This window comes from Streptomyces sp. NBC_00667 (assembly GCF_036226825.1).
Taxonomy (GTDB): Bacteria; Actinomycetota; Actinomycetes; order Streptomycetales; family Streptomycetaceae; genus Streptomyces.
The window spans coordinates 3,443,684-3,463,292 of the sequence record NZ_CP109022.1; the positions used below are offsets into that span (position 1 = coordinate 3,443,684).

General features: G+C 70.2%; 19 protein-coding genes, 2 tRNA genes and 1 pseudogene. 5 read left to right on the top strand and 17 right to left on the bottom strand.

Annotated elements, in window-relative coordinates; genetic code table 11:
* Positions 1 to 38: 38 nt before the first annotated feature.
* Positions 39 to 2,060: a Stk1 family PASTA domain-containing Ser/Thr kinase gene (pknB, locus tag OHA81_RS16015; RefSeq protein WP_329196624.1), complete on the top strand. Its 2,022-nt coding sequence runs from the start codon at positions 39 to 41 to the stop codon at positions 2,058 to 2,060.
* A gap of 56 nt (positions 2,061 to 2,116) precedes the next feature.
* Here the strand turns inward: pknB and OHA81_RS16020 are convergent, their stop codons facing one another.
* The 6 genes and pseudogenes from OHA81_RS16020 to OHA81_RS16045 all read right to left on the bottom strand — a co-directional run bounded on the left by OHA81_RS16020 (position 2,117) and on the right by OHA81_RS16045 (position 6,142).
* Positions 2,117 to 2,854 carry a class E sortase gene (locus OHA81_RS16020; protein ID WP_329196626.1) on the bottom strand — a complete coding sequence of 246 codons (738 nt, stop codon included), beginning with the start codon at positions 2,852 to 2,854 and terminating at the stop codon, positions 2,117 to 2,119.
* 37 nt (positions 2,855 to 2,891) lie between these two features.
* Positions 2,892 to 3,569 (bottom strand): annotated as a pseudogene (locus OHA81_RS16025) (class E sortase); the annotation flags it as partial.
* A gap of 143 nt (positions 3,570 to 3,712) precedes the next feature.
* Positions 3,713 to 4,351 (bottom strand): aminodeoxychorismate/anthranilate synthase component II, encoded by a 639-nt coding sequence (locus tag OHA81_RS16030; protein WP_329196628.1) that lies wholly within the window; start codon positions 4,349 to 4,351, stop codon positions 3,713 to 3,715.
* Entirely contained in the window at positions 4,348 to 4,524 is a 177-nt protein-coding gene (locus OHA81_RS16035) for a hypothetical protein (RefSeq protein WP_168713929.1), read from the bottom strand. Before OHA81_RS16035 ends, OHA81_RS16030 begins: the two co-directional genes overlap by 4 nt.
* A gap of 90 nt (positions 4,525 to 4,614) precedes the next feature.
* Positions 4,615 to 5,328, bottom strand: a complete 714-nt coding sequence (locus OHA81_RS16040; RefSeq protein WP_443056770.1) for a class E sortase — start codon at positions 5,326 to 5,328, stop codon at positions 4,615 to 4,617.
* Positions 5,329 to 5,341: 13 nt separating this feature from the next.
* Positions 5,342 to 6,142, bottom strand: coding sequence for a DUF881 domain-containing protein (locus OHA81_RS16045; RefSeq protein WP_329196631.1), 801 nt, complete (start codon positions 6,140 to 6,142; stop codon positions 5,342 to 5,344).
* Positions 6,143 to 6,233: 91 nt separating this feature from the next.
* Between OHA81_RS16045 and crgA the strand changes: the two genes are divergently transcribed.
* Complete coding sequence (gene crgA / locus OHA81_RS16050) at positions 6,234 to 6,488, top strand: cell division protein CrgA (protein WP_190185596.1); 255 nt, start codon at positions 6,234 to 6,236, stop codon at positions 6,486 to 6,488.
* Between the two features lie 129 nt (positions 6,489 to 6,617).
* On the opposite strand, the gene OHA81_RS16055 is transcribed toward crgA, so the two are convergent.
* Complete coding sequence (locus OHA81_RS16055; RefSeq protein ID WP_329196632.1) at positions 6,618 to 7,499, bottom strand: rhomboid family intramembrane serine protease; 882 nt, start codon at positions 7,497 to 7,499, stop codon at positions 6,618 to 6,620.
* 114 nt (positions 7,500 to 7,613) lie between these two features.
* Entirely contained in the window at positions 7,614 to 8,141 is a 528-nt protein-coding gene (locus OHA81_RS16060) for a peptidylprolyl isomerase (RefSeq protein WP_329196634.1), read from the bottom strand.
* A 177-nt stretch (positions 8,142 to 8,318) separates the two neighbouring features.
* On the opposite strand from OHA81_RS16060, the gene OHA81_RS16065 reads away from it, so the two are divergent.
* A complete protein-coding gene (locus OHA81_RS16065) occupies positions 8,319 to 9,008 on the top strand; it encodes a DUF5324 family protein (RefSeq protein ID WP_329196636.1) in 690 nt (229 codons plus the stop codon).
* 118 nt (positions 9,009 to 9,126) lie between these two features.
* Here the strand turns inward: OHA81_RS16065 and OHA81_RS16070 are convergent, their stop codons facing one another.
* Positions 9,127 to 9,564 (bottom strand): LysM peptidoglycan-binding domain-containing protein, encoded by a 438-nt coding sequence (locus OHA81_RS16070; RefSeq protein WP_329196638.1) that lies wholly within the window; start codon positions 9,562 to 9,564, stop codon positions 9,127 to 9,129.
* Positions 9,565 to 9,799: 235 nt separating this feature from the next.
* A tRNA-Ala gene (locus tag OHA81_RS16075) sits at positions 9,800 to 9,872 on the bottom strand.
* 160 nt (positions 9,873 to 10,032) lie between these two features.
* Here OHA81_RS16075 and OHA81_RS16080 point away from each other — a divergent pair.
* Together OHA81_RS16080 and OHA81_RS16085 are read left to right on the top strand one after the other, a co-directional pair.
* Positions 10,033 to 10,581: a DNA-binding protein gene (locus OHA81_RS16080; protein ID WP_329196640.1), complete on the top strand. Its 549-nt coding sequence runs from the start codon at positions 10,033 to 10,035 to the stop codon at positions 10,579 to 10,581.
* 33 nt (positions 10,582 to 10,614) lie between these two features.
* Complete coding sequence (locus OHA81_RS16085; RefSeq protein ID WP_329196641.1) at positions 10,615 to 11,844, top strand: serine/threonine-protein kinase; 1,230 nt, start codon at positions 10,615 to 10,617, stop codon at positions 11,842 to 11,844.
* Here OHA81_RS16085 and OHA81_RS16090 read toward each other — a convergent pair.
* The 7 genes from OHA81_RS16090 to gyrB form a co-directional block, all read right to left on the bottom strand.
* Positions 11,841 to 13,103 carry a hypothetical protein gene (locus OHA81_RS16090; protein ID WP_329196642.1) on the bottom strand — a complete coding sequence of 421 codons (1,263 nt, stop codon included), beginning with the start codon at positions 13,101 to 13,103 and terminating at the stop codon, positions 11,841 to 11,843. The genes OHA81_RS16085 and OHA81_RS16090 overlap by 4 nt on opposite strands.
* 168 nt (positions 13,104 to 13,271) lie before the next feature.
* A complete protein-coding gene (locus tag OHA81_RS16095) occupies positions 13,272 to 13,406 on the bottom strand; it encodes a DLW-39 family protein (protein ID WP_208809277.1) in 135 nt (44 codons plus the stop codon).
* 131 nt (positions 13,407 to 13,537) lie between these two features.
* Positions 13,538 to 13,969, bottom strand: a complete 432-nt coding sequence (locus tag OHA81_RS16100; RefSeq protein ID WP_329196645.1) for a cytidine deaminase family protein — start codon at positions 13,967 to 13,969, stop codon at positions 13,538 to 13,540.
* 99 nt (positions 13,970 to 14,068) lie between these two features.
* Positions 14,069 to 14,142: transfer RNA gene (locus OHA81_RS16105), tRNA-Ile, on the bottom strand.
* Between the two features lie 93 nt (positions 14,143 to 14,235).
* Positions 14,236 to 14,868: a DUF3566 domain-containing protein gene (locus OHA81_RS16110; protein ID WP_329196647.1), complete on the bottom strand. Its 633-nt coding sequence runs from the start codon at positions 14,866 to 14,868 to the stop codon at positions 14,236 to 14,238.
* A 3-nt stretch (positions 14,869 to 14,871) separates the two neighbouring features.
* Positions 14,872 to 17,481, bottom strand: coding sequence for a DNA gyrase subunit A (gene gyrA / locus OHA81_RS16115; RefSeq protein ID WP_329196649.1), 2,610 nt, complete (start codon positions 17,479 to 17,481; stop codon positions 14,872 to 14,874).
* A 41-nt stretch (positions 17,482 to 17,522) separates the two neighbouring features.
* Positions 17,523 to 19,583, bottom strand: a complete 2,061-nt coding sequence (gyrB, locus tag OHA81_RS16120; protein ID WP_329196651.1) for a DNA topoisomerase (ATP-hydrolyzing) subunit B — start codon at positions 19,581 to 19,583, stop codon at positions 17,523 to 17,525.
* Positions 19,584 to 19,609 lie beyond the last annotated feature (26 nt).

The window sequence follows — 19,609 nt, forward strand, 5'->3', positions numbered from 1 at the left end:
ACCGGTGCGGTCGGGACTGACGGAGAGGGCTGCAAGTTATGGAAGAGCCGCGTCGCCTCGGCGGCCGGTACGAGCTGAGCCACGTGCTCGGCCGTGGTGGCATGGCCGAGGTCTACCTCGGTCACGACACCCGGCTCGGCCGTACCGTCGCCGTCAAGACCCTGCGTGCCGACCTCGCCCGCGACCCGTCCTTCCAGGCCCGGTTCCGCCGCGAGGCCCAGTCGGCCGCATCGCTCAACCACCCGGCGATCGTCGCCGTCTACGACACCGGCGAGGACTACGTAGACAACATCTCCATCCCGTACATCGTGATGGAGTACGTCGACGGGTCCACCCTGCGCGAGCTGCTTCACTCCGGCCGCAAACTGCTGCCCGAGCGCACCCTGGAAATGACCATCGGCATCCTCCAGGCCCTCGAGTACTCGCACCGCGCCGGCATCGTGCACCGCGACATCAAGCCCGCCAACGTGATGCTGACCCGCACCGGCCAGGTCAAGGTCATGGACTTCGGCATCGCCCGCGCCATGGGCGACTCCGGCATGACCATGACGCAGACCGCCGCCGTCATCGGCACCGCCCAGTACCTCTCCCCGGAGCAGGCCAAGGGCGAGCAGGTCGACGCGCGCTCCGACCTGTACTCCGCCGGCTGCCTGCTCTACGAGCTGCTCTGCGTCCGGCCGCCGTTCGTCGGCGACTCCCCGGTGGCCGTCGCCTACCAGCACGTGCGCGAGGAACCGCAGCCGCCGTCGAACTTCGACCCCGAGATCACGCCGGTGATGGACGCCATCGTCCTCAAGGCCCTGGTCAAGGACCCCGACTACCGCTACCAGTCCGCCGACGAGATGCGCGCCGACATCGAGGCCTGCCTCGACGGCCAGCCCGTCGCCGCGACCGCCGCCATGGGCGCCGCCGGATACGGCTACGGCGACCAGGGCCACGGCTACGGTCACCAGGGCTACGACCAGCCCACCACCGCCCTGCGCAGCACCGACGCCGGCCAGACCGCGATGATGCCCCCGACCGCCCCGGGCGACGGCGGCTACGGGGACCAGGGCCACGGCGGCTACGACCAGGGCGGCCACGGCCGCCGGCCGCAGAAGAAGAGCCGCGCCTCCACGGTCCTGCTGGCCGTGGCCGGCGTGCTCGTGCTGGTCGGCGCCATCCTCATCGGCCGCACGGTGTTCACGGGGGGCGCCGACAACCGGCCCTCCGTCCCCAAGCTGATCGGCGAGACCCTCGCGTCGGCCCAGGAGCGCGGCAAGAACGTCAGCCTGAACGTGGTCCAGGACGGCACGATGGAATGTGCCGACCAGCCCAAGGACCGGATCTGCCAGCAGAGCCAGGCGCCGGACACCAAGGTCGACAAGAACTCCACGATCAAGGTCAAGATCTCCTCGGGTGCGCCCAAGGTGGCGGTCCCCGACGTGCTGCGGATGAAGTCGGATCAGGCCGAGTCCACACTGCAGGGCAAGGGCTTCCAGGTGGAGAAGAAGCTGGTCGAGTCCGACCAGTCGCCCGGCATCGTCCTGGACCAGGACCCCAAGTCCGACGTCAAGGCGGAGAAGGGTTCGGTCATCACCCTGACCGTCTCCAAGGAGATCGCGAAGGGCGCCGTCCCGGACCTCACCGGCAAGACGCAGGACGCGGCGGCCAAGCTGCTCTCCGACGCCAAGCTCAAGCTCGGCAGCGTCACCGAGGTCGACGCGCCCCCCGGCACGGCGCCCAAGACGATCGTGCAGCAGCAGTACACGCCGGGCACGGAACTGGCCAAGGGCACGACGGTCAACGTCAGCATCGCCAAGGCCGCGGCGGCGCAGCCGACCGTCGTACCGCCGCTGACCGGTCAGACGGTGGCCCAGGCCAAGCTGACCCTCCAGGCGAGCGGCCTGGTGTTCGGCGCGGTCCTCGCCGGTCCCACGGACGACAACGCGGTGATCCTGGACTCCACCCCGGCGGTGGGAACTCCCCAGCCCGCCGGCACGGTCGTCAACGTCCGCACGGTCAAGGGCCAGGGCGGCGGAGGGTTCTTCGGCGGCCTCACCGGCGGCACGCGCCGCTGACGCGCCACGCAGGGAACGGCCCGGCCCCCCGTCCTGGGGGGGCCGGGCCGTTCCCGTCAGCGCAGTTCCGCGGGCGGGGTGCGCCGGGCGTCCACCTTCTCCGTGCGCACCAGCTCGCCCCACACGACGTAGCGGTACTTCGAGGTGTACACCGGCGTGCAGGTCGTCAGCGTGATGAAGCGCCCCGGGGCCGTCCTGCCCGACTCCTTCGGGACCGGGTTGATCACGTCCACGTCGTACTTCGAGGTCTGGCGCAGCTCCGCGAAGACCTTGTACACATACCAGGTGTCACGCGTCTCGAAGACGACGGCGTCGCCGCCCTTCACCTTGTCGATATCGTGGAACTTCGCCCCGTGCCCGTCGCGGTGCGCCGCCAGCGAGAAGTTGCCCTTCTCCTCCCACGGCAGCGCCGCCTTCACCGGCTCCGTGTAGTACCCGGCGACGCCCTCGTTGAGCACGTCCGGGGAGGTTCCCGGCTTGACCAGCACCTCGCCGTTCTTCATCGCCGGCACGTGCAGGAACCCGATGCCGCCCCGGGTGTCCAGTGCCCCGGGTTCGGCCGGCCGCTGCGCCCCGCCGGCCGGCGACGGCTGCTGCCACTGGCGCCGGACCTCGTCGCCGCGCGCCGACGCCTGCCGGTCGGCGAGCACGTTCGTCCACCACAGCGAGTAGGCCACGAACAGGCCCAGCACCAGGCCCACCGTGATCAGGAGCTCGCCGAGCACACTCAGGAACCCGGCGAGGACACTGCGGTCGCGGGGCGGCTGTGCGGAACGGCGGCGGGCACGAGACACTGCGGATTCGTCCTCTGTGGCGTACGTACGGGTCGGCTTACGGGCTGTTCAGCGCGGCCGGGGCACCCTGGCTGCGGGGTCGTTCCCCGGTCATCCTGCCCCATACGATCATCCGGTAGGTGCTGGTGAACTCCGGGGTGCAGGTCGTCAGCGTGATGTACCGGCCGGATCCGGTGAAGCCGGATCCCGCGGGAACCGGCTTGATCACCGACACGTTGGACGGTGAGGTCTGCGGCAGCGCGGAGGTCATCTCGTAGGTGTAGTACGCGTCCCTCGTCTCCACCACGATCGGGTCGCCCGGCACCAGCCGGTTGATGAAGCGGAACGGTTCCCCGTGGGTGTTGCGGTGGCCGGCCAGCGCGAAGTTGCCCTGCCGGTCCGACGGCATCGCCGTTTTCAGCGGTCCCTCGCCGTAGTGCCCGACCATCCCCTTGTCGAGCACCTGCGTCTTGCTGACGCCCTCCGCGACCGGCACCTTCACGTCCAGTTTCGGGATGTGCAGGATCGCGAAGCCCTGGCCCGGCTCGAAGGCCGCCACCGGCGGCGCGGACGCCCCGCCCGGGGCGTGTTCCCAGTTCTGCCGCAGCGAGCCCGCGGCCCCGTCCGCCGTCCGCTCCGCCAGCACGTTGGTGTACCAGAGCTGGTAGGTGACGAACAGCAGCATCACCACGCCGACGGTGATGAACATCTCCCCGACGGCGCGGCTCAGCACCACCAGCGGGCCGCCCGAGCGCGGGCGCCGGCGGCGGCGTCCGCCGCCCCGCTTGCGCGCCCGTACGTGCGTACGCTTCGCGGCCTCCTGTGCCGCCTTGCGCCGCGCGGCCCGGCCCCCCGTGGGCGCGGACGGCGCGACGGCCGTCACGCGACGGCCTTGCCCACCACCGGGGCCAGTCCCACCGACCGCTCGACGGCGCCGGCGTCACCGCAGCGCACGAGCCAGTTGGCGAGCATCCGGTGACCCCACTCCGTCAGCACCGACTCGGGGTGGAACTGCACGCCCTCGACGTCGTGCTCCCGGTGCCGCAGCCCCATGATGATCCCGTCCTCGGTCCGCGCGGTGACCTCCAGCGCGTCGGGCAGGGTCTGCGGCTCGGCCGCGAGGGAGTGGTAGCGGGTCGCGGTGAAGGGCGACGGCAGCCCGGCGAACACGCCGAGCCCCTCGTGCACCACCGGCGAGGTCTTGCCGTGCAGCAGCTCCGGAGCCCGGCCGACGACGCCGCCGTACGCGACGGCCATCGACTGCATGCCGAGGCAGACGCCGAAGACGGGGACGCCCGTGCCGGCGCAGTGCCGCACCATGTCGACGCAGACGCCCGCCTCCTCCGGGGTGCCCGGGCCCGGCGAGAGCAGTACGCCGTCGAAACCGTCCTGCGCGTGGGCGAGCTCGACCTCGTCGTTGCGCAGCACCTCGCACTCGGCGCCGAGCTGGTAGAGGTACTGGACCAGATTGAAGACAAAGCTGTCGTAGTTGTCGACAACCAGAATGCGCGCGCTCACGGAGCAGCTCCCGATCCTTCGTCCACCGTCACGTCGTTGAACGGAAGGAGCGGCTCGGCCCACGGGAAGACGTACTGGAACAGCACGAACACCACCGCGAGGACCAGTGCGAGCGAGATCAGCGCGCGTACCCATGCGTTGCCGGGCAGATGCCGCCAGATCCAGCCGTACATCGCGCCTGCTTCCCTCTCGTTCCGCGTTCCTCCCACGTACCGCGGGAGCGGTACCGCAACAGACTAAAGCCACAGGCCGTAAGTGGGGGGTCACCTCGGCAATCCCCCGGGCGGTCCCTGGCCGGCCGGCCGGGTCCCCGTGAGCTCCGCCCACACCACCAGGCGGTGGCTGTGGCCCCATTCCGGTTCGCAGGTGGTCAGGGTCAGGTACCGGCCGGGGGCGGTGAAGGGCGATCCCTGCGGTACCGGGTCGACCACCCCCGTCTCGGTGGGCAGGACGCGCAGCGGCCCGGTCCGGACGGTGTACGTGTACCAGGCCACGGCGTCCTTGATGATCACGGCGTCCCCGGGGCGCAGCTCCGGCACGTCCTTGAAGGGGTCCCCGTACGTCCGCCGGTGCCCGGCCACCGCGAAGTTCCCGCTCTCGCCGGGGCGGGCCGAGCGCGGGTAGTGGCCGAGGCCCTTCTTCAACGGCTCCGGGCCGGTGCCCTCCAGCACGGGCTTGTTCCAGTCCGCGCCGAAGCGGGGCACGTACATCTCGGCGAAGGCCCGCCCGTCGGCGAGCGGCGGGGCGGGGGGAGGGGCGGTAGCGGGAGCGGACGGGGTGGCGCCCGGCGCGGGGGCGGCCGCCGGCGCCGGGGCGGTGGGGGCGGCGGGGGCCGCCCAGCGCTCGTGCAGCCGGGCCACCTCGCCGTCCATGGCCCGGTCGGCCCGGACGCCCGTCCACAGCAGCAGGTAGGCGACGAACAGCACGATCACCGTGCCGGCCGTCAGGCACACCTCGCTGAACGTCCGCACCAGCAGGCGCAGTACGACGTCAGGACGTCGGCGTGGACGTGGACGTGGACGTGGCGGATTCCACGGGCTTCGCATAGTGGAGGTCCACTGTGCCGGAGTACCCGGGCAGTGTCAGCGCCTTGTGCTCGTCCACTTTCCAGCCCAGGCCGTACGCCGTGACGTACAGCTGGTAGTTCTGCAGGGCGGGCGAGGCGGCGAGCGCCTTGCGCAACGCGCCCGGGTCACCCACCGCGGAGACCTTGTACGGGGGCGAGTAGACCCGGCCCTGGAGGATCAGGGTGTTGCCGACGCAGCGGACGGCGCTGGTGGAGATCAGGCGCTGGTCCATGATCTGGATCCCGGTGGCGCCGCCCTGCCACAGCGCGTTCACCACGGCCTGGAGGTCCTGCTGGTGGATCACGAGGTCGTTGGGCTGGGGGTCGGGCACGTTGGGGATGCGGGGGACGGCGTTCGGCGGGGCGTCGTTGAGGGTGACCGTCAGCCCCTTGCCGAAGACCGCCTCGGTGCCGGAGGCGGCGCGCAGGGCGGCCAGCTTGGCGTCCTCGGCTTTGGTGCTGCCGTCGTCGCGCTCTGCGAGGGCGTCCACCTGGCCGCGCACCGCCGCCGTGGTCTTCTCCAGCTCGGCGTTGTTCTGGCTGCGCTCGTGGATCAGGTCGGAGAGCTTGAGGAGCGAGGCGTCCGTGCGGATGTTCGTACCCTTGGACGTGTTGAAACTGGTGACGAAGATGAGACCGGCGAGGGCGAAAACGACGGCGGTCAGCAGCCGGACCGGTCGGAGCCGACGGCGGGGACCCGCGGAGGAGTCGTGGGAATCGCTCAACGTACCCTTCTCCTTCAACGCCACAGGTCCACTACGCTAACGGACGCCCGGGGCAGGCAAGGTCCCCAGCGCATCGACAGGAGAGCCCCTCGTGCCGAAGTCACGTATCCGCAAGAAGGACGACTACACGCCGCCGCCGACGCGGCAGCCGCAGGCGATCAGGTTGACGAACCGCAGCTGGGTGGCCCCGGTCATGCTCGCGTTCTTCCTGATCGGCCTCGCCTGGATCGTCGTCTTCTATGTGACCGACACCCAGCTGCCCATCGAATCCCTGGGCAATTGGAACATCGTGGTCGGTTTCGGCTTCATCGCGGCGGGATTCGGCGTCTCGACGCAGTGGAAGTAGCCCGGCGGACATAGCGGAAATCCACCGCCGGCGGAAGCTCTCCCCATGAGTTATCCACAGCGTCATCCACACCTGAGGAAAAGACAGAAGATCTGTGGATAACTCTGTGGAGAGTTGACGCCGGTGTGATCAGGTGAGTGCGGCCAGCCCGGCCGTCCTGACCGCGATCAGCAGGACTGCCAACAGGAACACCGCCGCGCAGCTCCCCCACTGGAGGAGGATCCGCCTGCGGCCGGCGCCGGGCAGGAGCAGCCCCAGCGTGACCAGTGCCCCGGTGACCAGACCGCCCACATGTGCCTGCCAGGACACGCTGATGTCGCCGACCCGTACGAAGGTCAGCGCCAGCATCAGAACGACCATGATGATCACCGGCCGCATCTCGTACCGCATCCGGCGGGCGAGGACGGCCGTCGCGCCGAGCAGGCCGAAGACGGCTCCCGACGCACCGAGGGTCGCGGTGTTCGGCGCGGTCAGCAGATAGACGAGGGCGCTGCCGCCCAGACCTGACAGCAGGTACACCGCGAGATAGCGGACCCGGCCGAGGGCGGCTTCCAGCGGGCCGCCGAGTACCCACAGGCCGATCATGTTGCCGATCACGTGCCACCACTCGGTGTGCAGGAACACCGACGTGAGCAGCCGGTAGTACTGGCCGGTGGACACCCCCTCCAGGGGCGCTCCGTAGTACTCCACGTAGCGGCCGAGCAACTCCAGCCGCACGGGCAGGCCCGGCGCCGCCTGCGCCGCGAGGAAGACCGCGATGTTGATCCCGATGAGGATCTTGGTGACGAGGTGGGGATCCGCGGCGACGACGCCGCCCGCCAGGGTCCGCGGTGCGTTGTCGGCGGGGCGACGGCCCGTACCGGAGCCCTCGCGGACGCATTCGGGGCACTGGAAACCGACCGAGGCGCTGATCATGCACTCGGGGCAGATCGGGCGCTCGCAGCGGACACAGCGGATCCCCGTGTCGCGGTCCGGGTGGCGGTAGCAGCCCGGCAGACGGTCGGTGTCCATCGGTCCCCTCGGTTGACGGCGGGACTGGCGCGGGCGCCGCCCCACCGGTCCGGTCAAGGTACGTATCGAGGACGGACGGGCGGCGGGGAAGGTTCCCGGTGCGGCGCCGGGGGATCAGCGCTTCTCGACGACCACCGTCCGGATGATCACGTCGTCCTGCGGCCGCTCGGTACGCGGATTGGTCGGCAGGGCGGCGATCTCGTCCACGACCTTCTGGCTGGCCTTGTCGGTGACCTCGCCGAAAATGGTGTGCTTGCGGGTCAGCCAGGCGGTGGGTGCGACGGTGATGAAGAACTGGGAGCCGTTGGTGCCCGGTCCGGCGTTGGCCATGGCGACCAGGTACGGCTTGGTGAAGGCCAGGTCGGGGTGGAACTCGTCGGCGAACTGGTAACCGGGACCGCCGGTGCCGTTGCCGAGCGGGTCGCCGCCCTGGATCATGAACCCGCTGATGATGCGGTGGAAGACCGTGCCGTCGTACAGCGGGTCCGTGGTCTTCTGACCGTCCGTCGGCCTGGTCCATTCGCGCGCGCCGGTGGCCAGCTCCACGAAGTTCCGTACCGTTTTGGGGGCGAAGTTCGCCAGCAGCTCGATCTCGATGTCGCCGTGGTTCGTCTTCAGCGTGGCGTAGAGCTTCTCGGCCAACGGGATCTGCCTTCCCTAGTGCTCACTGTCGGTTCCCGATCCTCCCACGATGCGGGCCGGCCCACGGAAACCCTCCACCCGAATGCCCTGTCTCACATGCCTGTTGGCGTGGGGACAGGCATGATCCGACAAAGGGTGGAAAGGTGAACTGTGTCCGCCACCGAGGAGGAGGATCCCGTGACCCGCAAGGACAGCGTGCGCCTGGCAGCCGAGAACGCCAGGGAGAGCATGCGGCACGCAGCGGAAGTGGTGGCGCCGTACGCAGGAACCGCCAAGGACGCGGCTGTGCACTACGCGCACGAGGCGAACGAGCGGCTGGCGCCGAAGGTCTCGTACGCGGCCGGAGAGGCCGCCCGGCAGGCCCGTACGACCTACGACAGCCATCTGCACCCGCGCCTCCGGGCCGCGCGGGCCCACGTACCCCCGAACGTCGACCGCGCCGCCACGACCGCGGTGCACCAGACGCGCCGGGTGGCGCGCCAGGCCGCCGACTACACCCAGCCCCGGATCGAAAGCGCGCTCGCGGCTGCCCAGCCCATGGCGGAAGAGGCGGCGTCGCGGTCCTCCGCGGCGCTCGCGGCGCTGCGCGGCCAGGTGACGGCCAAGGAAGTGCAGCGGCTCGTGCGCAAGCACGAGCGGCGGGCGCGCGCGGGCCGGCTGCTCAAGGGGCTCGCGATCGCCGGTGTCGTGGCGGGCGCGGCCTTCGCCGCATGGAAGTGGTGGGACCAGCAGTCCAACCCGGACTGGCTCGTGGAACCGCCGGCGGCCACGGAGACGTCGGGGCGCGACGCCGAGCCGGCCACCTTCGACGACGAGCTGGCGGCCAAGGAGAACGAGGCGAACCCGAACGGCGACGCGCAGCAGTAGTCGGCGCGAGCAGCAGTAGTCGGCACGCAGCAGTAGTCGACGGGCGCGCGAGGCGCGGTGAAGGGGCCCGGATCCCTGGCGGATCCGGGCCCCTTCACCGCGCCCTCGCCCGTCGGCCTCAGCTCGGGAGCATGAGCACCATGCCCGGCCGGATCATGTCGGGGTTGGGACCGACGACGGACTTGTTCATGGCGTACAGCTCGCGCCACCGCCCCTCGTTGCCCAGCTCGCGACGGGCGATCGCGGAGAGCGAGTCACCTGTCCGGACGATGTAGGTGCGCTGCGCCTCGGACGGCGGCTTCGGCGCCGCCGGCACCGCCTTGTGCGCGGCGGAGGCCGGGGTCGGCGTCTTGTGCTGCACGTGCCCGGGTACCGGCTTGGGCGGGGCCGGGGCGGCGGCCGCCCTGGTGGCCGAGGTGGCGTCGGTGTACTTCCCGCCCATGTCGTTGGGCCCTGCCGCCCTGGCCGGGGCCTGCTGCTCGGCCTGCTCCTTCGCCTTCTCGGCGGCCTCTTCCTGCCTCTTCTTGTCGGACTTCAGGAAGTCGAAGATTCCCATGGTGTGTGCGCCTCCGGCGTGATGTCGCCCCCCTGGCCACAGTGCCTCACCCCACTCTCGACCACCATCCCGGACGCGGCCCCGTGGCTGACCCGTCCGGGCGACGGTGTTTCACGTGAAACATCGGACCGGCCGCCGGCCCTCCCGGTCCGTGGCCGGACAGGCGGTCCCCGGCCGAACAGACAAAAGACCCCCTTGACCGGCGTTTCCGCAGGTCAAGGGGGTCTTTCAAGAGTGGAGCCTAGGAGATTCGAACTCCTGACATCTGCCTTGCAAAGGCAGCGCTCTACCAACTGAGCTAAGGCCCCGAAAACGGATACGCCCGTCCCCCGGTGAAGGAGTGGTCGTTCCGCAGAACAGAGTACCGGGTGTACCCCCTCATCCCGCAAAATGATAGGGACTCCCGCCCCGCGACCACTCTCCGTAAGATGCTCGCGAGGTTCGCACCAGCGAAGGGGAGTTGTCAGCGTGGACGCAGTACAGCAAGAGGCCACGGCCAGAGCCAGGGAGCTCCAGCGCAGTTGGTACGGCGAGCCGCTGGGAGCGCTCTTCCGCCGGCTCATAGACGACCTCGGGCTGAACCAGGCCCGCCTCGCTGCCGTCCTCGGACTGTCGGCCCCGATGCTGTCCCAGCTGATGAGCGGCCAGCGCGCCAAGATCGGCAACCCGGCCGTGGTCCAGCGGGTCCAGGCGCTCCAGGACCTCGCCGGCCAGGTCGCCGACGGCAGCGTCAGCGCGGCCGAGGCCACCGACCGCATGGACGAGATCAAGCGGACCCAGGGCGGCTCCGTCCTCATCAACAGCGGTCAGACGACCACAGGTTCGGGCGCACCCACGGTCAAGCGGGTCGTGCGCGAGATCCAGTCCCTGCTGCGCTCGGTCTCCGCCGCGGGCGACATCATCGACGCGGCGGACACGCTCGCCGCCAGCCATCCGGAACTCGCCGAGTTCCTGAGGGTGTACGGAGCCGGGCGCACCTCCGACGCGGTCGCCCACTACGAGGCCCACCAGAACTGACCGCACGAGCGACGACGGGGGACGGGCACAGCGATGGGTGAGGTCTTCGCCGGCCGGTACGAGCTGGTCGACCCGATCGGACGGGGCGGCGCGGGCGCGGTGTGGCGGGCCTGGGACCACCGCCGTCGCCGGTACGTCGCCGCGAAGGTCCTCCTCCAGGGCGACGCCCACACCCTGCTGCGCTTCGTGCGCGAGCAGGCCCTGCGGATCGACCACCCGCACGTGCTGGCCCCGGCCAGCTGGGCGGCCGACGACGACAAGGTCCTGTTCACCATGGACCTGGTCGGCGGCGGCTCCCTCGCCCATGTGATCGCGGACTACGGACCGCTGCCGCCCCGCTTCGTGTGCACGCTGCTCGACCAGCTCCTCACGGGGCTGGCGGCGGTGCACGCGGAGGGCGTCGTCCACCGCGACATCAAACCGGCCAACATCCTGATGGAGGCGACGGGGACGGGACGGCCGCACCTGCGGCTGTCCGATTTCGGGATCTCCATGCGCAAGGGTGAGCCCCGGCTCACCGACACCCACGTCGTGGTCGGCACGCCGGGGTACTTCGCCCCCGAGCAAATGCTGGGCGCCGAGCCCGACTTCCCCGCCGACCTGTTCGCCGTCGGCCTGGTCGCGCTGTACCTCCTTCGGGGGAGCAAGCCCGACTCCCAGGTGCTGGTGCAGCACTTCCTGACCCAGGGGACACCCGGGGCACCCGAGGGCGTCCCCGGGCCCCTGTGGGACGTCATCGCGGGTCTGCTGCACCCGAACCCCGAAAAACGGTTCCGGACCGCCACGGGGGCACGCAAGGCCCTTGCCGAGGCCGTCGAGCTGCTGCCGCCGCCCCCGGCGGACGAAGAGCCCGTGGAAGTGTTCGACCAACTCGGGCCGCTCCCCGACGGTTTCGGTCCCCAAGGTCCCCAAGGTCCCCAAGGTCCCCAAGTCCCGGCGTCCGGAGTCGCCGTCGCCCCCGAAGAAACCCCGTCCCCGCCGGCCGGGCTCACGCCCTCGCCCGTTCAGCCGCCTGTTCAGCCGCCCGGGGCCACCCCGCCCGCCGTCCCGGCGCCGCCCGCACCGCACCCCTCGTACGGCCCGCCGACGGGCTACGGCCCCTCCGAGACCGGGAGCTTCCACCTCGCCCCGCCGGCCGCGCCCCCGCAGCCGCCCTGGGTGCGCTCCGGGATCGCCCCGCCCCCGCGCCGGGTCACGGCCGCCGTCCTCACCGCCGCCCTGCTCTGCTTCGCGCTCGGCACCTGGGCGCTGACCCGGATCTAATGTCCGGGGCCGGCGTTCCGCCGGGCCAGCAGGAACCAGGCCCCGAGTCCGAGCAGCAGCACCGCCCCGGTGCCGAAGCCCGCGCCGGCCACCACCCGCATCACCGAGCGGTCGCTCTCGGCCGCGGCCGCCTCCGGTCCGGTGAGGCCCTCCTTCGCGGCCGTCCGGTCGGCGGGACCGACCCCGAACCCGGCCGCGCCCAGGCTCTCCCGGTACGCGGGCGCCTTGGCCGGGGCGCCGATGACCTCCATCCGCAGCGTCAGCGGAACCGGCGTGGCGTCCCGCGTGAACTCCGCGACCTTCCCGCCCAGCGTCACCGCGAGGTAGTACCAGCCGGCCACCCCCGCCCCGCGCACCCCGGCCTCGTTCGCGTAGCGGTTCTCGTACGCCACCGGGGCGGTCTTCGGCAGGGTGACGGCCGCCTGCTTGCCGTCGTAGGAGGTGTCCTCGGAGCCGACCAGCCCCCGGAAGGGGCTGTACAGCGACACGGTGAGCCCGCCGGCGGCGGATCCGTACGGCTTGGTCATCTCGGCGGCCGCGATCTCCGCACCGACCCCCAACTGCTGTCCCCAGTCCAGCGGGACGCGGTAGAAACGGGTCTGCCCGGGCCGCAGGTCGTCACGCCACACCCCGCTCCCCAGGGCGCGGGCGTCGTTGAAGCCGGTCCCGCCGGTACGCCCCACCGGTTCCGTACCCGGCAGCGTCGGCGAGGCCGAGGGCCACACGCTGGGTGCGACGGTGGGCACCGGGCCGCCCAGGCCGGGCTCGCGCCGGACCAGGAGCTCCACCGGCCACGCTCCCCCGGCGGAGTCCTTGGCCGCGGTCCGCGTCACCTTGGCGTAGTAGATGCCGCCCGCCTGGCACTCGGCGTCCTCCCGGACCCGCCGTACGGCCGCCGCACCGGTCGGGACGGGGTCGTAACCGAAGTCCGCCCGGCCCGGGTTGGGGCAGCGCCGCCCCTCCTTGGTCATGATCTCGACCTCGATGCCGTCGCTGTAGCCCACCTTGGAGCCCTTGCCGGGCCGGACCACTGCCGAGACGTAGAAGTCGGAGGTGTCGTCGAGGGCGAGCCGGTAGAACCGTTCACCGGGGGAGACGGTGTCCTCGTAGACCGTGTCCGGCTCCAGCGGCGGTGCGTCGGCGCTGGAGGGCTTGCCCTGGACCGTGCGGGCTCCCTCGGCCAGGCGGTACTCGGGCAGCGGCCCGGGCGCGGGTCCGGCCGCGAACGCGGCCCCCGCCGTCCACACGGCGAGCCCCACGACAGCCGCCCCGGCCCCCGCCGTTCTCCGTACCCCGCCCCTCACGCGCACCCACACCCCGGATTCACTCCCGCAAGCCCGAACTTTGCGTACCGCAATCTTTCGCCACAGAACAGCACAAAGCCCCGGCAGCAGCGGCAGCCGGGGCCTTGTGGGAAACAGTGGGTCTCACACGCCGGAACCAGAAGGCACGGAGTCGGTTGCCTCCGTCCACAGGTCCTGCTCGGCGCGGTCCGCCTGGATCTGGCGGTACACGAGGAGACCGCCGATGGCGGCCAGTGCGACCAGGAGCAGCTTCTTCACCGCGCGACCTCGTCTTTCGTTGACGTTGGGTACTTCTGACGGCCCACAATACACACCGACCGATACCGATCGGTTATCTGAGGGGCCCCTCCGGCGGCACTCGACCGGCCCCACGCAGGAGTCGGTGCGGATCACCCGGAAGCGGGCGGAAGGACGGCCTGATCCGCCCACACATAGCTGTGCGGCAGCAGGTCCGTGACGTCGATGCCGCGCGGCCCTGCGGCCGTGGGGACGAGGACTCGGATGCCCGGGTGGTAGTCCAGCAGCACCTGCCGGTCGCGTCCGCACGGCGCCAGCACTCCGCGGCCCCTGTCGCCGACGGCAACGATGGTCACCAGCTCCCGTGCCCCCTCGGCGCGCGCGTGTGCCAGCGCCGCGAGCTCCGCACACGGCCCGCCGGTGAAGTGGTAGAGGTTGATGCCTCCGAACATCCGCCCCCGCACGTCCCGGACGGCCGCACCGACCGTGTGTGTCTCCCCGTCGCCATTGGCCTCCACGATGCGCCGGGCGAACCCGACCAGTTCCATGTCTTCTTCCGTCGGCACGTGCAGAACGCTTCCCATGCACAGCACCCTACGGCCGCCGCTCCGGGGGCGATCGACCGCGGAGGCCGGACAACGCGAAGACCCCCAACCGGGATCGGTTGGGGGTCTTCGACACTGTGGGGCTAACAGGATTTGAACCTGTGGCCTCATCCTTATCAGGGATGCGCTCTAACCAACTGAGCTATAGCCCCATCCGCGCTGCGCGCTGACTCCTGAAGGTTAGCGCACAGACCCGGCAGGTCCCAAATCCGTTCCGCGGGAGCGTCCCCGCAGGTCAGTCAGGCTCACTCGTCCTCGGCGAGCGTGAGCTCCACACCGCCCACGAAGCCGGCCGAGACGTTGTAGATGAACGCGCCCAGCGTCGCCAGTGCCGTCGCCAGCACGACGTCGATCACCGCGATCACGGAGGTGAAGATCAGCACGCGTGGCAGCGAAAGGAACGACTGGAGGTCGAAGCCGTTGCTCTCGTTGGAACCGGTCGCTTCGCTGATCGTGCCGCCGACGGTCGAGAAGACGCCCATCGCGTCCATGACCATCCACAGCACCACGGATGCCACGACCGTGCAGATGCCGAGCGCGATCGAGAGCAGGAAGCTGACCTTCATCACCGACCACGGGTCGGCCTTCGCCACCCGCAGCCGCGCCTTGCGCGTCCGGGGTGCCGTACGGACCCCCGTGCGCACCTGACGCTGCGCACCCGGGCCCGCGGACGCCCCGTGGGCCTGCGGCGGCGTGTACGGCTGCGCGCCCGGATCCTGGGCCGCGCCGGCCTTCGGCTTGGACTTCGGCCCTCGCGTATCGGTCACGGTGCTCCCCCTGCCCTTTGCGGGGGCGCCCCCGCCTTGAGAATCCGCGGCGGGGCCACGGGCACCGTTCGCTCCAGTCTTGGCCGGTCCGGCGCCCGTGGCTCCACTCACGACTTACTCCTCGTGCTCCCCAGCCGAAGGCTGCGTGCCCTCGGCGGCCTCAGCGGCCTGTCCTTCGGCTTCCTCGGTCTGCGACGCATTCTCGTCGTCGACCTCGTCGGCCTCCTGACCGGCCTCGGCGTTCCGCGCGATACCCACCACGGCGTCCCGCTTGCCCAGGTTGATCAGCTGGACGCCCATGGTGTCACGGCCGGTCTCCCGGACTTCATTGACGCGCGTACGAATCACACCACCGCTGAGGGTGATGGCGAGAATCTCGTCCGTTTCGTCGACCACCAGCGCGCCGACGAGCGAACCGCGGTCCTCGACGATCTTCGCGGCCTTGATGCCCAGACCACCACGGCCCTGGACCCTGTACTCGTCCACCGGCGTCCGCTTGGCGTAGCCGCCGTCGGTCGCGGTGAAGACGAAGGTACCGGGCCTGACCACGCTCATGGAGAGCAGTTCGTCCCCGCCACGGAAACTCATGCCCTTCACGCCGGAGGTGGCACGGCCCATCGGACGCAGCGCGTCGTCGGTCGCGGTGAAGCGGATCGACTGCGCCTTCTTGCTGATCAGCAGCAGGTCGTCCTCGGCGGACACCAACTCGGCACCGATGAGCTCGTCGTCGCTCCCGTCCTCCGTCTCGCGGAGGTTGATGGCGATGACACCACCCGAACGGGGAGAGTCGTAGTCCTTGAGCGCCGTCTTCTTCACCAGGCCGCCCTTGGTGGCCAGGATCAGGTAGGGCGCCGCTTCGTAGTCGCGGATCGCGAGGATCTGGGCGATCTTCTCGTCCGGCTGGAAGGCCAGCAGGTTCGCGACGTGCTGACCGCGCGCGTCACGCCCGGCGTCCGGGAGCTCGTACGCCTTGGACCGGTAGACGCGGCCCTTGTTCGTGAAGAACAGCAGCCAGTGGTGCGTGGTGGACACGAAGAAGTGGTCGACCAGGTCGTCCTGCTTGAGCTTCGTGCCGCGCACGCCCTTGCCGCCGCGCTTCTGCGAGCGGTAGTCCTCGGTCTTGGTGCGCTTGACGTACCCGCCGTGGGTGATCGTGACGACGATGTCCTCTTCGGCGATCAGGTCCTCGATGGACATGTCACCGTCGAAGGGCACCAGCTTGGAGCGCCGGTCGTCGCCGAACTTCTCGACGATCGCCGCCAGTTCCTCGCTGACGATCTGCCGCTGGCGGGCCTCGGAGGCGAGGATCGCGTTGTACTCGTTGATCTTCGCCTGGAGCTCGTCGTGCTCGGCGACGATCTTCTGCCGCTCCAGGGCCGCCAGGCGCCGCAGCTGCATCTCCAGGATCGCGTTCGCCTGGATCTCGTCGATCTCCAGCAGGCCCATCAGGCCCTCGCGCGCGATCTCGACGGTGTTGCTGCGCCGGATGAGGGCGATGACCTCGTCGATCGCGTCCAGCGCCTTGAGCAGACCGCGCAGGATGTGGGCGCGCTCCTCCGCCTTGCGCAGGCGGAACTTCGTCCGCCGGACGATGACCTCGATCTGGTGCGTGACCCAGTGGCGGATGAACGCGTCGATCGACAGGGTGCGCGGCACCCCGTCCACCAGCGCCAGCATGTTCGCGCCGAAGTTCGTCTGGAGGTCGGTGTGCTTGTACAGGTTGTTCAGCACGACCTTGGCGACCGCGTCCCGCTTGAGGACGATCACCAGACGCTGGCCGGTCCGCGAGGAGGTCTCGTCGCGGACGTCCGCGATGCCGCCGATCTTGCCGTCCTTGACCAGGTCGGCGATCTTCTGCGCGAGGTTGTCGGGGTTGGTCTGGTACGGGAGTTCGGTGACCACCAGGCACTGGCGGTTCTGGATCTCCTCGACCTCGACCACCGCGCGCATCGTGATGGAGCCGCGACCGGTCCGGTACGCCTCCTCGATGCCCTTGCGGCCGACCACGAGGGCGCCGGACGGGAAGTCAGGGCCCTTGATCCGCTCCAGCAGCGCGTCCAGGAGCTCCTCGTGCGAGGCCTCCGGGTGCTCCAGCGCCCACTGGGCGCCCGCCGCGACCTCGCGCAGGTTGTGCGGCGGGATGTTGGTGGCCATGCCGACCGCGATGCCGGCGCTGCCGTTGACCAGCAGGTTCGGGAAGCGCGCCGGCAGGACCGTCGGCTCCTGGTTGCGGCCGTCGTAGTTGTCCGTGAAGTCGACGGTCTCCTCGTCGATGTCCCGGAGCATCTCCATGGCCTGCGGCATCAGCTTGCACTCGGTGTAGCGCATCGCCGCCGCCGGGTCGTTGCCCGGGGAGCCGAAGTTGCCGTTCGAGTCCACCAGCGGCATCCGCATCGACCACGGCTGCGCCAGGCGGACCAGCGCGTCGTAGATCGAGGAGTCACCGTGCGGGTGGTAGGTGCCCATGACGTCGCCGACGACGCGGGCGCACTTGTAGAAGCCCTTCTCGGGCCGGTAGCCGCCGTCGTACATCGCGTACAGCACGCGACGGTGCACCGGCTTGAGGCCGTCCCGTACGTCGGGCAGCGCGCGCGAGACGATGACGGACATCGCGTAGTCGAGGTAGGAGCGCTGCATCTCCGTCTCGAGCCCGACGGGCTCGATCCGCAGCACGGGCTGCTCCTCCGCGGCGTTCTCTGCGGTGGGGGTGGTTTCGTCGGCCATTGCTGGTCAGAAGTCCTTTCAGGCGGTCAGCGGAGACCGACTCAGATGTCGAGGAACCGAACGTCCTTGGCGTTGCGCTGGATGAAGGAGCGACGTGCCTCGACGTCCTCGCCCATCAGCACCGAGAACAGGTCGTCGGCCTGCGCCGCGTCGTCCAGCGTGACCTGGCCGAGCACGCGGTGGTCCACGTCCATGGTCGTGACGCGCAGTTCCTCGGCGTTCATCTCGCCCAGACCCTTGAAGCGCTGGATCGAGTCTTCCTTGATCCGCTTGCCGTTCTGCTTGCCCAGCTCGACCAGGGCGTCGCGCTCGCGGTCCGAGTACGCGTACTCGAAGTCGTCCCGGCCCCACTTGATCTTGTAGAGCGGCGGGCGCGAGAGGTACACGTGACCGGCCTCGACCAGCGGCCGCATGAAGCGGAAGAGGAACGTCAGCAGCAGGGTGTTGATGTGCTGGCCGTCGACGTCGGCGTCCGCCATCAGGATGATCTTGTGATAGCGGAGCTTCTCGATGTCGAAGTCCTCGTGCACGCCGGTGCCGAAGGCGCTGATCAGCGCCTGGACTTCGGTGTTCTGGAGGATCTTGTCGATACGGGCCTTCTCGACGTTCAGGATCTTGCCGCGGATGGGCAGGATGGCCTGGTACATCGGGTTGCGGCCGGACTTCGCGCTGCCGCCGGCGGAGTCGCCCTCGACGATGAAGATCTCGCACTTGGTCGGGTCGTTCGACTGGCAGTCGGACAGCTTGCCCGGCAGCGAGGCGCTCTCCAGCAGGCCCTTGCGGCGGGTCAGGTCACGGGCCTTGCGGGCCGCGACGCGGGCCGTGGCCGCCTGGATCGACTTGCGGATGATGTCCGCGGCCTCGACCGGGTTGCGGTCGAACCAGTCGTTGAGGTGCTCGTGCACGACCTTCTGCACGAAGGTCTTGGCCTCCGTGTTGCCCAGCTTGGTCTTCGTCTGGCCCTCGAACTGCGGCTCGCCCAGCTTGACCGAGATGATCGCGGTCAGACCCTCGCGGATGTCCTCACCGGCGAGGTTGTCGTCCTTCTCTCGCAGCAGCTTCTTGTCACGCGCGTAGCGGTTGACCAGACCGGTCAGCGCCGCGCGGAAGCCCTCCTCGTGGGTGCCGCCCTCGTGCGTGTGGATCGTGTTCGCGAAGGAGTAGACGCCCTCGGTGTACTGCGAGTTCCACTGCATCGCGATCTCGACCGAGAGCATGCGCTCCTTGTCCTCGGCCTCGATGTCGATGACGGTCGGGTGGATCAGCTCGCCCTTGCGCGAGTTGAGGTACTTCACGAAGTCGACGATGCCGCCCTCGTAGAAGTACGTGACCGTGCGCGCGGAGGGCTCGGCCGCGTCCGCGTCGGGGTCGTCCGCACCGACGGTGGCCTTCGCCGACTCGCGCTCGTCCGTCAGCGAGATCGTCAGGCCCTTGTTGAGGAACGCCATCTCCTGGAAGCGCCGCGACAGCGTCTCGAAGGAGTACTCGGTCGTCTCGAAGATGTCCCCGTCGGCCCAGAACGTCACCGACGTCCCGTGCTCGTCGGTCTCTTCGTTCTGCGCCAGCGGGGCGGTCGGCACGCCCAGCTTGTAGTCCTGGGTCCAGCGGTGGCCGTCCGTCTTGACCTCGACCGCGACCTTGGTCGACAGGGCGTTCACGACGGAGACGCCGACGCCGTGCAGACCGCCGGAGACGGCGTAGCCGCCGCCGCCGAACTTGCCGCCCGCGTGCAGGACGGTCAGGACGACCTCGACGGCCGGCTTCCCCTCGGACGGGACGATGCCGACCGGGATGCCGCGGCCGTTGTCGACCACGCGCACCCCGCCGTCGGCGAGGATGGTGACGTCGATGGTGTCCGCGTGCCCGGCCAGGGCCTCGTCGACGGAGTTGTCGACGACCTCGTACACGAGGTGGTGCAGACCGCGCTCACCGGTCGACCCGATGTACATGCCGGGCCGCTTGCGGACCGCGTCCAGGCCTTCCAGGACCTGGATCGCACTGGCGTCGTACGACGAGGTGGCCCCGCCGCCCTCGCCGGCTGTGGACTGGTTGTCGTTGGGGTTGCCGGAATCGGCCACGAAGCGCCCTTTCTGGCACAGCACAGGCCGAACTCCGGGCCAGCAGGCAT

Bases quoted from the DNA above. Each gene is read 5' to 3' on its own strand.
- pknB (WP_329196624.1), top strand. From the start codon at position 39: ATGGAAGAGCCGCGTCGCCTCGGCGGCCGGTACGAGCTGAGCCACGTG.
- OHA81_RS16035 (WP_168713929.1), bottom strand. From the start codon at position 4,524: ATGTACGGCTGGATCTGGCGGCATCTGCCCGGCAACGCATGGGTACGC.
- OHA81_RS16055 (WP_329196632.1), bottom strand. From the start codon at position 7,499: ATGGACACCGACCGTCTGCCGGGCTGCTACCGCCACCCGGACCGCGAC.
- OHA81_RS16070 (WP_329196638.1), bottom strand. From the start codon at position 9,564: ATGGGAATCTTCGACTTCCTGAAGTCCGACAAGAAGAGGCAGGAAGAG.
- OHA81_RS16085 (WP_329196641.1), top strand. From the start codon at position 10,615: ATGGGTGAGGTCTTCGCCGGCCGGTACGAGCTGGTCGACCCGATCGGA.
- OHA81_RS16100 (WP_329196645.1), bottom strand. From the start codon at position 13,969: ATGGGAAGCGTTCTGCACGTGCCGACGGAAGAAGACATGGAACTGGTC.
- gyrA (WP_329196649.1), bottom strand. From the start codon at position 17,481: ATGGCCGACGAAACCACCCCCACCGCAGAGAACGCCGCGGAGGAGCAG.